Genomic DNA, 15,302 nt, shown 5'->3' on the forward strand with positions numbered 1-15,302 from the left:
CAATTCGAGATTTGCCTGCGCCGCTTGGCCAGGGCGACGGCTTTTTCCAGTCGAAATCGCTGCATTTTCAGGAAAGTCCGACAATTGGGCGGCGACGCTCCATTGACCATGACGATCGCCGTGCCTATTTTGAAACGATCGTGACCCAGCAGAGCGACAAATCCTGGCAGTATGGACAGACGGCGGCGACGCTGCTCGTCGCCTATCTGCTCGTGCTGCAGGGACTGACCGCAGGCCTCGTCGTCGGCGCGCGCGCCGGGCAGAGCGCCTTCGGCGGCGCGATCTGCGTCACGGCGAAAACGGCCACGGCCGAGCAACGCTCGCAAGGGCCGCGCGCTCCCGTCCGCGGCATGGACGCCTGCTGCGTCCAACATTGCGCCGGACTCGACGGCGGCGTCGCCGGTGGTTTCGCCGGCCTCGACGCGCCGCGCTCATTCCTGGCGGGCGTTCTGACGCCGCTACGCGAATCGCTCGACATCGAGCGGCTCGCGCAACTTCCCGTTGGAGCGCGCGCTCCTCCGGCCCTCGCCCTCTGACGACAGCCCAAGGCTGCGCACGAGCGCGCCTCACTCTCCCGCTTCCGGCGGGGGAAGGCGCATTTTTCAGAAGACGAAAGCGAACTTCGATCCCGCCGGCGCGCGCAACGCGGCCGAGGTTCGAGCCGAAGTTTCGCTCGAGGCCGAGACGAGACAATGGATTACGACGTTTCTCCCCGACAGGGACGGCGCTCCGCGCGAGCCGCGGCGGCGCCCAGCCAGGATCAGTCCAATGCGCCGGCGCGCCGGCGGGTCGAGGTGCTGGAGACCTATTTCGGCGCCGACGGCCGCCCAGTGAAGCGCAAGAGCACCGGCGCGGCGCGCGTCGCCCGTCGCTATGACGAGCGCGGCAATAAGATCGAGGAAGCCTATTTCAACGCCGACGGCAAGCCGACCCTGCGCAAAGGCCTCGGCGTCGCCCGCATCGCCTGGCGCTATGACGAGCGGGGCCGGCAGATCGACGCCGCCTTCTTCGACGCCGCGGGCGAGCCGATCCAGAAGGGCGCGGCGGCGCGGGACCGCGCTCTCGCCGACGCCTGACGACATCTGACAGACCGGGCCCCGCGAGGGGCTCGGTCGTCAGCCATTGACCAGAGCGATCGCGAAACCGTCCCAGCCCTTGGAGCCGACCGTCTGAATGGCGGTCGCCGTCACGCGGGGCTCCGTCGCTATTGTATCGAACAGCGCACGGGCGCCGGCGGCGTTGGCGTCCGTCCCCGCGAGCACCGAGCCGTCGCGCACGACATTGTCGACGATGATCAGGCTCCCCGGCCGGGAGAGCGTCAGCGCCCAAGCGAAATAATTGGCGTTATTGGACTTGTCGGCGTCGATGAAGGCGAGGTCGAAGGGCCCCGCCGCCTCCGCCGCGAGCTTCGGCAGCGTGTCGAGCGCCGGGCCGACGCGGATCTCGACGCGGTCCGAGAGGCCCGCATCGGCGAGATTGGCGGCGGCGACATCGGCGTGCTTTTGCTCGAGCTCCAGCGTCACCAGCCGCCCGCCGTCAGGCAGCGCGCGCGCCAGCCAGATGGTGCTGTAGCCGCCGAGCACGCCCACTTCGAGAATGCGCTTCGCCCCGATCGAGCGCGCGAGGAGATGCAGCAGCTTGCCCTGCGGCGGCGAGACGTCGATCGCCGGCAGGCCGGCGGCGGCGTTGGCGGAGAGAGCCGAGTCGAGATGCGCATCCGCCCCGATGAGACGATCCGCGATATAGGCGTCGACGGCGCTCCAGGCTTGCGATGACATGAGCCCCCTCCTCCCTCGAGAGACAAAGGACGCCGCTCGGGACGCGGCTCGGCGGTCAGACGCCGAGCTTCTTCTGCAGATTGGTCGACGACGTCGTATATTGGAACAGGAGCTTCTTGTCCGGGAAGATGTAGCGATGCGCCTTCTGCGCGGCCAGAGCCGCCTCGTGGAAGCCGCACAGGATGAGCTTCAGCTTGCCCGGATAAGTGTTGATGTCGCCGATGGCGAAAATGCCCGGATGGTTGGTCTCGAACTTCTCCGTGTCCACGGGAACGAGATTCTCGTTGAGGTTGAGGCCCCAATCCGCCACCGGGCCGAGCTTCATCGTCAGGCCGAAGAAGGGCATGAGGCGATGCGCCGAGACCACCGCTTCGGCATTGTCGTTGCCGCGGATCGTCACCGAGGAGAGCTCGCCATTCGCGCCCTCGATCGCCGTGACCTGGCCGAGACGGAAATCCACCTTCTTGGAGGCGATGAGCTCTTGCAGCGCATTGACCGAATGCGGCGCGGCGCGGAACTGGTCGCGACGATGGACGAGCGTCAGGCTCTTGGCGATGGGCTGGAGATTGAGCGTCCAATCGAGCGCGGAATCGCCGCCGCCGACGATGACGACGTCCCTGTCGCGGAAATCCTCCATGCGGCGCACCGCATAGAAGACGGATTTGTTCTCGTAAGCGTCGATGCCGGCGATCGGCGGCTTCTTCGGCTGGAAAGAGCCGCCGCCCGCCGCGACGAAGACGACCTTCGCCTTGAATTTCGTTCCCGCATCGGTCGTCACCTCGAAGGAGGGCGCCTCCGGCGTTCCCGTCGGCGTCAAGGTCTCGACCATCTCGTTGAAATGGAAGGTCGGGCTGAAGGGCTTGATCTGCTCCAGCAGATTGTCGGTCAGGCCCTGACCGGTGACGAGCGGATAGCCGGGAATGTCGTAGATCGGCTTTTCCGGATAGAGCTCGGAGCATTGGCCGCCGGCGCGCGGCAGAATATCGACGACATGGGCCCGAATATCCAGAAGGCCCAATTCGAAAACCGCGAACAGACCGGCCGGGCCTGCCCCGACGATCAGCGCGTCGGTTTCGATTGTCTCACTCATTTTCTTGTCCTTCGCCGCGTTCGAAACGAAATTACGCGATGGGCGAGGCTGCCGTGCGCCGAGCCGAAGATGCGCGAGCGCGCGCCCTCGGGGCTCGCCCCGCGGCGTCGCTCGTCTCGACCATAGCCGCAGCCGTCGAATCAGGTCCGCCGAGGCGCCCACCCCGATCGAACCCCGATCCATTCACGGCCCTGATCTATAGCATCCGCGCCGTCATGCAAATGTCTTCCGACGCGGGGCGCGAGCGAGAGAAGGTCCGTCCCGGACGCAAACAAAAAACGCCGCGTCGTCGCGGCGTTTTTTTTGCGAAAGGCGTGGCGCTCAACCTTGCTGGGAGGGCGTCGTCACCACGAGGCCGTCGAGCTCGGGCCGCACGGTGATCTGGCAGCTCAGCCGCGAATTGGGCTTCACGTCGAAGGCGAAGTCCAGCATGTCCTCCTCCATCTGGGAGGGCTTGCCGGCCTTCTCGACCCAGGCCTCGTCCACATAGACGTGGCAGGTGGCGCAGGCGCAGGCGCCGCCGCATTCGGCCGGAATCTCGGGGATATCGTTGCGGCGCGCCGTCTCCATGACGGTGGAGCCCGTCTCGCCCTCGACCGTGCGGGCCTGACCATGCGAATCGACGAAGGTGATCTTCGCCTTGGTCGGGGCTCCGCCGCCGGGCTCGGCGCCGTAGCGGGTCGCTTGGTCGTAGAGGCTGGTCTTCACCATGATGCTCTGTCTCTTCCGTTGACGTGTCGGCGCGCCTGCCGCCGGCGCAACAATCGGCGGGCCGCCGAAGTCCTGCCCGAAGCTTCGACCCGACGCTCGTCCATCGCGCGATCAACTATCATCGGCGACGCGGACGCGCTAGTCTTTCCTCCAGCCCGCGACGGCTTGATGTCATGCGGGCGTCAGACCTGCGCGGCGGTCCAACGCACGATCTGGCCGATGGTCGCGGTCAGCGCCTCGTCGAGCGCCTGCGTCGCCGCCGCGCCGGTGGAGTGCGGCGCCGGCGCGCGGCTCGAGAAGACGCGGCCGCGGCCGAGGGGAGCGCCGCGCCCGTCGAGCAGCTTGGCGGAGATTTCGACCACCGCCTCCGCGCTCGTCACATCGATCTCGAAACGGCGGATTTCCGTCCACAGCACGCGGTCGGCGACCATGCCCGCGCGCACGACGGCGCCGGTCGCGCGGCCGATGTCGAAGCCGGCGATGAGCCGCGCCTGCACGAGCCGCGGCAGCCGGTCCACCCATTGCGCCTCGGCGAGATTGGCGACCTCATTGGGGCCTGTGCGCACGATGATGCGATCGGAGTCGATCGGCTGCACCGCCTGCGGCTCGGCGACCGCGAGCGCGCCGCGCAGGGGCCGCGCGAGGGCGCGTCCGCCGCCCGGACCGCCGAGATCGAAGCTATCGCGCTGCGGCGCCCCGCCACAGGCCGAAAGCGCCATGGCGGCGAGCAGAATGATTGAGAGCGACGCTCTCGACGGCGCCATCGACCGACCCTTCCCGCTGACCGCGCGCGACGCCGCGCCGCTTTCCGACATGATTCCAGAGATTACTCGAATGTGGCGGGACCTCAAAGGGGACGTTCTTTTAGAGCGCTTTCCGCTCGAACGAAATCGTTCGAGCGACCAGAATTCGCTCCAAATGGAAAGTGAGACGAGTCTCCGATCCAAAAGGATCGGAGACTCGTCTAACGCCCGCGATATTCGGGCAGCGCGGGGCTCCCGCCGAAGATCACCTGCTGCGGATTCTTCTCGAGCGAGCGCACGGCGCGCTCGACCGTCTCGAGAGTCTTGCGCGCGTCGACGGCGAGCTGCTCATATTGCTTCAGGCCGCCGCCGGAGAAATTCTTCAGATTGGCCGAGGCGCCGGCGATGTCGGTCGCTATGCTGTTCAGCTTCTTCGGATCGATCGCCGCGAGCAGCTTGTCGATACGCGCCGGCAGCGGCTTCATCGCGGCGCTGATCTCCGACATGTCGCGGATGAAGGAATCGATCCCGCCGGAATTGTCGGCCAGCGCCTTGGTGAATTTCTCGGCGTTCTTCAGCATGTCCGAGATGGACTGCGAATTCGTGTCGAGCAGTCTGCCCAATTTGTCGAGCACATCGGTCGCGCTCGACGAGAGCTTCTGCACATTCTCCAGAATATTCTGAATGTCGGAGCGCTCGGCCGCGATGATCGGAAAGGTTTCGCCCGGTTTCGCGCGCAGCTCCTCGGCGCCCGGAGTGCCGCCGGTCAGCGACACATGGGCGACGCCGGTGAAACCCGTCTGCTCGAGACGGGCGCGCGTATTGGTCTTCACGGGAGTCTTGCGGTCTATGCTGATGAGCACGTCGACCCTGCTGGGGTCCTGGTCTGAAATCGCGAGCTGCGTCACCTCGCCGACCTTGAGGCCGTTGAAGCGTACGTCGTTTCCGCGCAACAGGCCGCTGACCGAGCCGTTGAAATGCAGCTCATAGGTCCTGTATTGCTCCGTCTGGCTCGCGCCGGAGAACCAGAAGACGAAGCCGAAGGCCGCGAACGCCACCGCGAGGGAGAAAGCGCCGATGAGCGCGAAATTGGCGCGGGTTTCCATGTCAGCCTCGTCCTCGCATGTCTTTCTGTCGCGCGCCCGGCGCGCCGGCGAGGCGCGAGCCGCGCACGCCGTGGAAATAGGCCTGCAGCCAGGGATGGTCGCAGGCGAGCATCTCTTCCATGGTCCCGGCGGCGATCACTTTGCCCTCTGCGAGCGCCGCCACGCGGTCGCAGATGGAATAGAGGCTGTCGAGATCATGGGTGACCATGAAGACGGTCAATCCGAGCGTATGCTGCAAGGTCGCGATCAGCTCGTCGAATTCGGCCGCGCCGATCGGATCGAGGCCGGAGGTCGGCTCGTCGAGGAAGACGAGCTCCGGATCGAGGGCGAGCGCCCGCGCGAGCGCCGCCCGCTTGACCATGCCGCCCGACAATTCGGCCGGAAATTTGTCCGCCGCGCTCGCCGGCAGGCCGACGAGCGCGAGCTTGAGCATCGCCAGCTCGTCCATGAGCTTTGCCGAGACCTGCCCGCTCTCGCGCATCGGCATTTGGATGTTCTGCCTGACGGTGAGGCTCGAGAACAGCGCGCCGTTCTGGAACAGCACGCCCCAGCGCCGCTCGACGAGACGGCGCTCGGCCGTCGAAAGTCGGTCGCGATCCCGCCCGAACAGCTCGATGAGACCGGAGCGCTTCTCGACGAGGCCGAGAATGGTGCGCATCAGCACCGACTTGCCCTGCCCCGAGCCGCCGACGAAGCCCAGCACCTCGCCGCGATAGACGTCGAGATCGAGGCCGCGCATGACGAGCGTCTGCCCGAAGCCGACGACGAGATCGCGCACGCGGATGATCTCCCGCGCCGCGCTCGGCTCGGGCGCTTTTGTCGTCGGGGGGAGTTCGCTCGCGAGGCTCATAGAACGCTCATGGGAGGCTCGTGGGAAGCTAATATTTGATCGAGGCGAAGAAGATGGCGAAGAGGCCGTCGACGACGATGACCATGAAGATCGCCTTCACCACGGAGGCCGTGACATGGCGGCCGAGCGATTCGGCCGACCCCCTGGTCGCCATGCCCTCCATGGCGGCGACGAGGCCGATGATGAGCGCCATGAATGGCGCCTTGATGAGGCCGACGAAGAAAGTATTGCGGCCGATCGCCTCCTGCAGCAGCGAAAGATAGGCGGCCGGGCTGATGCCCTCATAGATCCAGCACACCAGAAGGCCGCCGAACAGCGCCGACATGTCGGCGACGAAGGTGAGCAGCGGCAGGGAGAGCACCAGCGCCAATATGCGCGGCGTGACCAGCGCCTCCATGGGCGAGAGGCCCATCACGCGCAGCGCGTCGACCTCCTCGCGCATTTTCATCGAGCCGAGCTCGGCGGTGATCGCCGAGCCCGAGCGGCCGGCGATCATGATGGAGGTGAGCAGCACGCCGAGCTCGCGCAGCACCAGAATGCCGATGAGATCGACCGCATAGGCGCCCGCCCCGAAGCGGCGAAGCTGGAAAATGCCCTGCTGCGCGACAATCGCGCCGACGAGAAGATTGATGAGCGCGATGATCGGCACGCTACGGAAGCCGAAGCTCTCCATATGATAGACGAGAGAGGTGAGGCGGAAGCGCCCCGCCGCCACGAAGGCGAAGGCCGTCACCGCGACGAACTCGCCGAGAAACACGACGCCGTCATAGGCGTCCTGCCCGGCCGACACGACCGAACGGCCGAGATCGGCGAGAATATCGACGATGAGCAGGCCTCTTGCGCGCGCCGGCGCTTCGAAGCGGCGAAATTTCGTCTCCTGCAGCAGAAGGGCGTGCTCCGGCCGCGCCCCCTCCACCGAGACGGCGACGCCCGCGGCGGCGAGCTCGTCCAGCGCGCGGCCGATGATCCAGGCGCCGGCGGTGTCGAGCCGGGCGATCTGCGCGAGATCGACGATGGCGCGGGCGGCTCCGCGCGCGGCGGCGACCATGTCGGCGGCCTCCGGCTCGAGCGCGCCGGAATCGGCGAGCACCCATTCGCCGCCGAGCGAGAAGCGGACGGTCTCTCCCTCTCGCCGCGACGAGAGGCGGGCCATATGGTCGAGGTCCGTGGCCATGCCTATTTTCGGCCCTTAGGGCCGGCGGTCCCTTTCTCCGCCCCCGGCAGCGTCTTAACTTCCGGCGCGGCCGAAGTCGAGCGCGAGCTCGACCTTCGTGATGGCGCGGCTCCCTGTTTCAACTGGAAAAAATCTCCCATGGGCGTCCAACTGACCGTCTTTGTCGAGCGCTTCCCCATAGCGGGGCGATTCGTCATCTCGCGCGGCGCGAAGACGGAGGCCGTCGTCGTCGTGGCGCGCCTCGCCGACGGCGACGCCGTCGGCCGCGGCGAATGCGTGCCCTACGCCCGCTATGGCGAGAGCGTCGAAAGCGTCGTCGATCGGCTGGAGAGCGCGCGCTCCCTGCTCGAGGCGGGTGCGGATCGCACGGCGCTCGCGGCCCTGCTGCCGCCGGGCGCCGCCCGCAACGCCGCCGATTGCGCGCTCTGGGATTTAGAGGCGAAGCGCACGGGCGTCCCCGCCTATCGGCTCGCAGGTCTCGAGAGGATGGAGCCGCTCGTCACGGCCTATACGATTTCGGTCGGGACGCCGCAGGAAATGCGCGCGGCGGCGGCCAAGGCCGCGCAGCGCCCGCTGCTGAAGGTGAAGCTCGCCGGCGAAGGCGACGCCGAGCGCGTCGAAGCCGTGCGCGCCGGCGCGCCCGACGCCGCGCTGATCGTCGACGCCAACGAGGCTTGGGCGGAGGAGAATTTCGCCGCCAATATGGCGGCATGCGCCCGCGCCGGGGTGAGGCTGATCGAGCAGCCGCTGCCGGCGGGCGCCGATAAAGCGCTCGCGCGCCTTCCCCGCCCCGTGCCGATCTGCGCCGATGAGAGCGTGCATGATCGCGTCGGACTCGCCGCGCTGGTCGGGCGCTATGACGCGGTGAACATCAAGCTGGACAAGACCGGCGGCCTCACCGAGGCGCTGGCGCTCGCCGCCGAGGCTCGGCGGCTCGGTTTCTCGATCATGGCGGGCTGCATGGTCGGCACCTCGCTCGCCATGGCGCCGGCGCTGATCGTCGCGCAAGGGGCGGAATTCGTCGATCTCGACGGGCCGCTGCTGCTGGCGAAGGATCGCGAGCCGGGGCTGCGATACGAGGGATCGCTGGTGTATCCGCCGGAGGCGGGGGTATGGGGGTGAGCGGCGGACGCCGAAGCAGAGCTTCGAGCTCGGAGAATCCCTTCTCGATCGGATTGAAGTCGGGACTATAGGGCGGAAGCTGGAGCAGCGTCGCGCCGACCGCTTCGATGGCCTTGCGCACGCCGGCGCCCTTGTGGCCGCGCTCGCCGTTCTGAGGCGCGCGGCGAACCCAGACGATCGCGGTCGCATCCGACGCCGAAACGCGCCGCCGCCTGACGCGCCGAAACGCCCTTCAGCGCGGCGTCGATCACCCGGCCACGCCAATCCTGGCTGTAGGCGCGAGCCATCTTTCTCCTCCGGATTGCGCTATAGTGTCTCGCATAGCCAGGATAAAGAGGCCATCGTAATGGATCCAGCAATGCAATTAAGATAAGACGTGACTTTCCAAATCAAAAAACACCTCCTCGCGCCTTCGATTGCAAGGGGCGTCTAAATTAGACAAATAGGTTTTTTCCCGAACACGCCTATCTTGTGCAAACCTCTTAGCTAGAAATGTAATTTCTAGGCTCTCAGGCAGCCCATCTTCACCAACTCCTGTGTAATTATTGCCATGAATGTGCACGATATCGAAATGAGCCCGCACTTTTGAAATAACGGATTCAAAGGTAAGGCGCAGCGCCTCTGTATCATGAAATTCGACAACTATACAATCCAAGACGTCAGCGTATTTGAGCACTTGAAGTAATGCACCATATTCACATCCTTCGATATCCATTTTCAAAAAAATATGTCTCCGATCGCCCGCTTGGCTAAACATTTCATCAACAGAAACATCTAAAGCCGTATTTTTGCGAGTTACAACACGACGTTGAAAACAGTTTGCGATCCTGTCTAGCTTCTTCCATTCGCGCATCATGTTGACGGAACCGATAAAATCTGCAAATGACGCACGGGTCGCAATCAGTCGTAAAAATGTTACGATCGAATTACATAGAATAGTTCTCTCGCTGACAGTGTGATCGTAACAGTAAATTACAGCATTTTTATTCAAGATGCGGAATTGCAGCTCAAATTCCCAGTTGCTTCCTAATCCGCAAGAGATAAGCGCATCACTGCGCAGCACGCAGCTCTTTGGAACGATATAGCCTCCGTCATGTTTACCTCCAATTCTGACTAGATCATCAATATCTATGATATATAGATATTCTGCGAAGCTATGTCTACTAACATGCTGCATTTAAATATCCTTTTGTTGCGTCAACGCCACAAGCCATTCTATCGGGCCGTTGACAATATAAAGTATACTTCTTGAAATATAGATATTATTCAGTATTTCGTGGCGACTATGAACCAATCATGCGGACCGGGAACGCGCGATCATGGGACTTATCAAGTATCTACTCCCCACTTACAAACCAACGAATCGGTTAGGCTTTTGCGGTCTGTAAACCTGTGCAGGCTCTTTTTGCGGCAGGGATAAACGACCCATTGCCTCTGGTCCGGCTAGAAATCTCTATTGATCGGAAGACCTCCAATCGTGTCCTTTATCCTTAAAATTCGCCTAAAAATCAACGAGCGTCAACCGGCGACGGCTACGCAATATACCCGAGCCGCAATCACGCGACCTTCGGCGCGAGACGGGGAATGGAGACGCCCGTTCGCGCCAGATCATAGGCCATCCAGGCGTCGGCCCGAGCCACCGGCGTGTCACGCCGCCCCTTTTGCCGAGCGCGCGCTCAATGAAAATCGAGCAGCGCGCCCTTTTCGATCTTGAACAGATTGGGGTCCGGCGCGCTGCCGCGGTCGATGTTGAAGAGCGACACCAGCGTCTCATAGCCCTGCGGGTCGGAGACCTGCCATTGCTTGAGCGCGAAGGTCTTGGAATCGAAGATCAGCTTGATTTTCGACGTGCCGCCGAAGGTCGCCTTGTCCTCGATCGAGATCGACGCGCCCGCATCGTCGATGACGACGTCCAACAGCTTCACATCCTTCTCGAGATCGATCTTCTCGTTCAGCAAAAATTTGAGCGGCGTCTGATTGATGAAATAGAGGTCCTGCGTGTTGAGCTTGCGGTCGCGCACGGCGACCTGCGTTCCGTCGGAGACGACCTCCATCGTCGCCGGCTGGGCGTATTCGAAGCGCATGCGGCCGACCTTGTGCACATAGAGCTTGCCCTCGGCTCTGCGTCCGTCGCCGCCGATCTGCACGAAATCGGCGATCATGACGGGAGACGAATTGAGCGAGGCCTCGGCGCGTTTGATCGCCTCCTCGCGCGTCGGCGGCGCCGGCGGCTGAGCCGCCACGATCGCGGCGCCTGCGGCTCCGCTCACGGCGGCCGCCCCCACGGCCGCTTTGGCGGCGTCGGCGGCGGGAGCGGCGCTCTTGGCGTCCGCGCTTTTGGAATCCGCGCTTTTGGGACTGGCGCTGGCGGCAGGCTTGGCCTCGGCCGATTTGGCCGTGACCTTGGCCTTGGCCTCGGGCTTGCCCTTCGCCGCGGCGGCCGCAGGCTTGGCCCCGTGCGCAGGCTTGGCCCCGTGCGCAGGCTTGGCCCCGCGCGCCGGAGCCGCGGCTGCATGGCCCGGAAGCGGCTTCTTCTTCTGCTCGGCGGCGGGGGCGCCGGAAGCGGCGAGCCCGGCGAGAAGCGCGAGGGCCAGAACGGCTGCGAGAGACGATTTCACGAGGCTTGGTGCTCCGGACCTGATTCGGCGCGGCCTATAGGCGCCGTCTATGCCGTCCCTTAAGACGGCGATATGGCTAATGTTGGATCATTTTCGGCGAGACCGGCTTGCCTCGCCCTGACGTCGCCGCCCTTTCGGCCGGCGGCCGCTCTCTGAACGTGCGCCGGCGCACATCCGACGGCGCTTTTCCGCGCGAGACGAGAGACAGAGCGCGAACGCGCCGGATTGCCGGAGAAGAATTTGATGGATTACGAAGCCCTTTCCAACCGCAGCCTGCTCGATGCGACATTATGGGCCAGGCAGGAATGGGTCACTGTGGGCGACAACGCCCATGGCGGCCGGGTTCGCGCGCCTTTCCTGGATTCGGTCCAGGGATTTCAGCTCGTCCCCGGACAGATGCGGCCTTTGGATCTCTACCGCGCGCCGAGCACGAATTTCGACGGTTTCGCGACGAGATGGGAGAAGCGCTACAGCATTCTCGTCGCCAATCGCAGCACGAAAATGTCGATCGCGCCGGTCGTCGATCAAAAGCCCTTCTACGCCTATGACCATCCGGTTCTCAACAAATTCGCCGCCTATCCGGTGGTCGGGCATTTCGGGAGAGTGCCGGTCGGGAACATCATCGTTCGACGCAAATTCGCGACCGAGAGCGACGGAGAGCGCCGCACAAGCGATCTGCAGGCGATATTGGACCAGGATATCGCCTATGTCGAAGAGGATTATCCGAACGCGGGCGATTGGGGGCCCTTCGCGAAATATCACAATGTCGGCCCGAATTACTTCGAGCTGCTGATCGATCCCGATGGCGTGATCCTGGCGATTCAGGGCTCCGGCGGAAGCGAGCCGGGCCTCGAGTCCGAAGACCCGCTGAGCTACGTCATGGCCGGCTATGGCCTCATCAAGCTCGCGACGCAGGGCGGCAGGGTCGTAATGAAGCTGCTGGCGAAACGGGCAGCCCGCAAGGCCGCGGAAACAGCCGCCTCGAACCCGGCGATCGCTCGGCTCATGAAGACCGCTGTCGATCTGCAGGGCAAGAATCCGGTCAGGACCGTCGAACTGCTGACGTCGTCGAGGGTCTTCCGGCATACGCTCACATCGGAGCTGAAGGGCGTCGCCTATGCGCGCATCGAGATGGAGGGCTCGCTGCGACTCTCCACGGGCATGGCCGCGCATTATGGCGAGGGCGTCTACGCCTGGCACGCCGGAGCGTCAGGGGTCGGCACATACATCGACATAGAGATCGCCGCCGGCGCGGCCGTCGAGACGCTGAAAGTGGGGGCGCAGAGCTGGGTCCGGATCGTCCCCGCGCAAGGCTCCGTGCTGAGCGTGCGGATCGTCGGAACGAATCTCGCCACGGAAGCGATCGAGATGGGGCGAAAACTCGTGAGATAGGCGCGGCGCGAACGTTCCCTGCTCGGAATCGCGAAGGCGAGCGATGCGTCTCACGCCGCGTCTATGTCGAACGCCCCGCGATCCACGCCGCCGCCCACCAGTATCTCGCGCTTGCCGGCGTGATTGGCCTGGCCGACGACGCCCTCGCGCTCCATCTGCTCCACCAAGGACGCCGCCTTGTTGTAGCCGATCGACAAACGGCGCTGAATGTAGCTCGTCGAGCATTTGCGGTCGCGCAGCACGATCGCGACGGCGCGATCGTAGAGATCGGCCCCCTCCTCCGCATCCATCGAGCCCGGCGCGGCGCTCTCCGCCGCCTCCTCGGAGGGCTCGTCCTCCGTGGTGATGGCGTCGAGATATTGCGGCTGCCCCTGCGTCTTCAGATGCGCGACGATCTTCTCGACCTCATTGTCCGAGACGAAAGGCCCATGCACGCGCGAGATGCGGCCGCCGCCGGCCATATAGAGCATGTCGCCTTGCCCTAAGAGCTGCTCGGCGCCCTGCTCGCCGAGAATGGTGCGGCTGTCGATCTTCGAGGTCACCTGAAAGGAGATGCGCGTCGGGAAATTCGCCTTGATCGTGCCGGTGATGACGTCGACCGAGGGACGCTGCGTCGCCATTATGAGGTGAATGCCGGCCGCGCGCGCCATTTGCGCGAGGCGCTGGATCGCGCCTTCGATATCCTTGCCGGCGACGAGCATCAGATCCGCCATTTCATCGACGATGACGACGATGAAGGGCAGCGGATGCAGATCCATCTCCTCGCGCTCGAAGATGGCCTCGCCGGTCTCCCTGTCGAAGCCCGTCTGCACCGTGCGGGTGATGATCTCGCCTTTCGCCTGCGCCTCGACGACGCGCTGGTTGAAGCCCTCTATGTTGCGCACGCCGAGCTTGGACATTTTCTTGTAGCGGTCCTCCATCTCGCGCACCGCCCATTTCAGCGCCACCACCGCCTTTTTGGGGTCGGTGACGACGGGCGTCAGCAGATGGGGAATGCTGTCATAGACCGAGAGCTCTAGCATTTTGGGGTCGACCATGATGAGGCGGCATTCTTCCGGCTTCATCCGATAGAGCAGCGACAGGATCATGGTGTTGATGGCGACCGATTTGCCGGAGCCAGTCGTGCCGGCGACGAGCAGATGCGGCATTCGCGCGAGATCGACGATGACCGGCTCGCCGCCGATCGTCTTGCCGAGCGCGATGGCCAGGCGATGCTTCGTCTTCTCGAAATCCTCGCAGGCGAGAAGCTCGCGCAGGAACACCGTCTCGCGGCGATGGTTGGGCAATTCGATGCCGATGGCGTTGCGGCCCGAGACGACGGCGACGCGCGCCGACACCGCCGACATCGACCGGGCGATATCGTCGGCGAGGCCGATGACGCGCGAGGATTTGATGCCGGGCGCGGGCTCGAGCTCATAGAGCGTGACCACCGGGCCGGGCCGGACATTGATGATCTCGCCCTTGACGCCGAAATCCTCGAGCACGCCCTCGAGCAGGCGCGCGTTCTGCTCCAGCGCATCCTGCGAGATTTTGGCGGCGGCGGCCTGTTTCTTGGGCTCGCTGAGCAGCAGCAGCGGCGGCAGCTCGTAGCGATGCGGATCGGCGCGGCCCTCGAACAGCGAGGGCTGGCGCTCGCGCATCACGCGCTTGCCCTGCTTCAGCGGGCCGGCGGCCTCCATCACCCGGGCCGTCGGCTGCGGCTCGTCATACTCCTCCTCGCGCGGCGCTGCGGCCGCGGCCCGCGCGGGCGCCGGCGGCGGAACAAAGGAGAAAGCGTCGAAGACCGGCTCGCGCCGGGCGGAGAGCAGCGGCGGCCCCGAAAGCTCGTCGAATTCGGCCGGCTTGCCGCGGCGTGAAAGAAGCGCGGCGAGCCGGCGCGCGACGAGCGTCTTGATCGTCAGCCCCGCGTGAATGAGCGCGCCGAGCGAGACGATGGCGACGCCCGGCTCATCGTCCTCGTCCTCGTCGGAGCGGCGCTCGTAAGGCTCGTCCTCCATGCGCCCCGCGGCGGCGGGCGCCTCGAAGCCGAAGCCTGCGGCGCCGGTGAGAGCGATAATGGCGGTTCCGGCGCCGATCAGCGCGACGACGGCCATGGCGGCCGCCGATTCGCCGAAGAGACGGCGCGGCAAAGCGAGCATGGCGTCGCCGAGCACGCCGCCGAGCCCTGTGGGCAACGGCCAGCGATCGGTGACGGGAAGCAAGGAGACGACGGCCGCCGCCGAAAAGGCGCCGACGATCCACAGGCCGAAGCGCAGCAGCGGGCGATGCAGCGCGCGCTGCGTGAGGAGCCGCAGCCCCTGGGCGGCGATCGGCAGTATGGCGGCGATGGCCGCGAGGCCGAGCATCTGCATCAAAATATCGGCGGCGACCGCGCCGCCGGAGCCGAGCAGATTGCGCACCCGCCCGCTCGTCGCGTGATTGAAGGAGGGATCGCGCGCCGACCAGGAGACGAGCGCCAGAGCCGCCGCGAAAGACGCCGCGACGAGCGCCGCGCCGACGAGCTCCGCCATCCGCCGCGCGGCGAATTCGCGCACGGGCTCGGAGAGGTGACGGAATGCGTTGCTGCGCATCATGAGACCGAGCCCGTTCATGCGACGAGTGTGAGACGAGGAAGCGCCCCGGGCGGGGGTCTTCGCCGAGGCGACGGCCGAGGGTAGGTAAGCGGGGTTAAGGGGTGATTAACCCTGACGGCTCCTCGGGGCGACGCCGCGAGGCGCG

The 15,302-nt window shown here is 65.1% G+C and carries 14 protein-coding genes and 2 pseudogenes; 4 read left to right on the forward strand and 12 right to left on the reverse strand.

The window, feature by feature from the left end:
- Nucleotides 1-140: 140 nt before the first annotated feature.
- Both Mspo_RS00835 and Mspo_RS00840 read left to right on the forward strand, forming a co-directional pair.
- Nucleotides 141-536, forward strand: coding sequence for a hypothetical protein (locus tag Mspo_RS00835; RefSeq protein ID WP_159726045.1), 396 nt, complete (start codon nucleotides 141-143; stop codon nucleotides 534-536).
- A gap of 156 nt (nucleotides 537-692) precedes the next feature.
- Entirely contained in the window at nucleotides 693-1,076 is a 384-nt protein-coding gene (locus Mspo_RS00840; protein ID WP_159726046.1) for a hypothetical protein, read from the forward strand.
- A gap of 39 nt (nucleotides 1,077-1,115) precedes the next feature.
- Here Mspo_RS00840 and Mspo_RS00845 read toward each other — a convergent pair whose 3' ends face one another.
- From Mspo_RS00845 to Mspo_RS00875, 7 genes are all read right to left on the reverse strand, one after another.
- A complete protein-coding gene (locus Mspo_RS00845; protein WP_159726047.1) occupies nucleotides 1,116-1,778 on the reverse strand; it encodes an O-methyltransferase in 663 nt (220 codons plus the stop codon).
- Nucleotides 1,779-1,833: 55 nt separating this feature from the next.
- Nucleotides 1,834-2,868, reverse strand: coding sequence for an NAD(P)/FAD-dependent oxidoreductase (locus Mspo_RS00850; protein WP_159726048.1), 1,035 nt, complete (start codon nucleotides 2,866-2,868; stop codon nucleotides 1,834-1,836).
- Between the two features lie 321 nt (nucleotides 2,869-3,189).
- On the reverse strand, nucleotides 3,190-3,579 hold the full coding sequence (locus Mspo_RS00855; protein WP_018264485.1) for a 2Fe-2S iron-sulfur cluster-binding protein: 390 nt from the start codon (nucleotides 3,577-3,579) through the stop codon (nucleotides 3,190-3,192).
- Between the two features lie 182 nt (nucleotides 3,580-3,761).
- The gene (locus Mspo_RS00860) at nucleotides 3,762-4,343 is read right to left on the reverse strand and encodes an ABC-type transport auxiliary lipoprotein family protein (protein ID WP_159726049.1); all 582 of its coding nucleotides are present in this window, start codon (nucleotides 4,341-4,343) and stop codon (nucleotides 3,762-3,764) included.
- Between the two features lie 200 nt (nucleotides 4,344-4,543).
- Entirely contained in the window at nucleotides 4,544-5,428 is an 885-nt protein-coding gene (locus tag Mspo_RS00865; protein ID WP_159726050.1) for an MlaD family protein, read from the reverse strand.
- A 1-nt stretch (nucleotide 5,429) separates the two neighbouring features.
- Entirely contained in the window at nucleotides 5,430-6,278 is an 849-nt protein-coding gene (locus Mspo_RS00870) for an ABC transporter ATP-binding protein (protein WP_201281593.1), read from the reverse strand.
- A 28-nt stretch (nucleotides 6,279-6,306) separates the two neighbouring features.
- The gene (locus tag Mspo_RS00875) at nucleotides 6,307-7,452 is read right to left on the reverse strand and encodes an ABC transporter permease (RefSeq protein WP_159726051.1); all 1,146 of its coding nucleotides are present in this window, start codon (nucleotides 7,450-7,452) and stop codon (nucleotides 6,307-6,309) included.
- Nucleotides 7,453-7,590: 138 nt separating this feature from the next.
- On the opposite strand from Mspo_RS00875, the gene dgcA reads away from it, so the two are divergent.
- Entirely contained in the window at nucleotides 7,591-8,574 is a 984-nt protein-coding gene (gene dgcA / locus Mspo_RS00880; protein ID WP_159726052.1) for an N-acetyl-D-Glu racemase DgcA, read from the forward strand.
- Nucleotides 8,575-8,584: 10 nt separating this feature from the next.
- Here dgcA and Mspo_RS00885 read toward each other — a convergent pair.
- The 4 genes and pseudogenes from Mspo_RS00885 to Mspo_RS00895 form a co-directional block, all read right to left on the reverse strand.
- Nucleotides 8,585-8,710, reverse strand: a pseudogene (locus Mspo_RS00885) (transposase); the annotation flags it as partial.
- Nucleotides 8,711-8,762: 52 nt separating this feature from the next.
- Nucleotides 8,763-8,861: pseudogene (locus Mspo_RS19750) on the reverse strand (IS630 family transposase); the annotation flags it as partial.
- Nucleotides 8,862-8,938: 77 nt separating this feature from the next.
- Nucleotides 8,939-9,751, reverse strand: a complete 813-nt coding sequence (locus Mspo_RS00890; protein WP_159726053.1) for an FkbM family methyltransferase — start codon at nucleotides 9,749-9,751, stop codon at nucleotides 8,939-8,941.
- 499 nt (nucleotides 9,752-10,250) lie between these two features.
- Nucleotides 10,251-11,192 carry an outer-membrane lipoprotein carrier protein LolA gene (locus Mspo_RS00895; protein ID WP_159726054.1) on the reverse strand — a complete coding sequence of 314 codons (942 nt, stop codon included), beginning with the start codon at nucleotides 11,190-11,192 and terminating at the stop codon, nucleotides 10,251-10,253.
- A gap of 243 nt (nucleotides 11,193-11,435) precedes the next feature.
- On the opposite strand from Mspo_RS00895, the gene Mspo_RS00900 reads away from it, so the two are divergent.
- Complete coding sequence (locus tag Mspo_RS00900) at nucleotides 11,436-12,584, forward strand: hypothetical protein (RefSeq protein ID WP_159726055.1); 1,149 nt, start codon at nucleotides 11,436-11,438, stop codon at nucleotides 12,582-12,584.
- A 50-nt stretch (nucleotides 12,585-12,634) separates the two neighbouring features.
- Here Mspo_RS00900 and Mspo_RS00905 read toward each other — a convergent pair whose 3' ends face one another.
- Nucleotides 12,635-15,154, reverse strand: a complete 2,520-nt coding sequence (locus tag Mspo_RS00905; RefSeq protein ID WP_201281597.1) for a DNA translocase FtsK 4TM domain-containing protein — start codon at nucleotides 15,152-15,154, stop codon at nucleotides 12,635-12,637.
- Between the last annotated feature and the right edge of the window lie 148 nt (nucleotides 15,155-15,302).

This window comes from Methylosinus sp. Ce-a6, from assembly GCF_009811655.1.
GTDB lineage: Bacteria > Pseudomonadota > Alphaproteobacteria > Rhizobiales > Beijerinckiaceae > Methylosinus.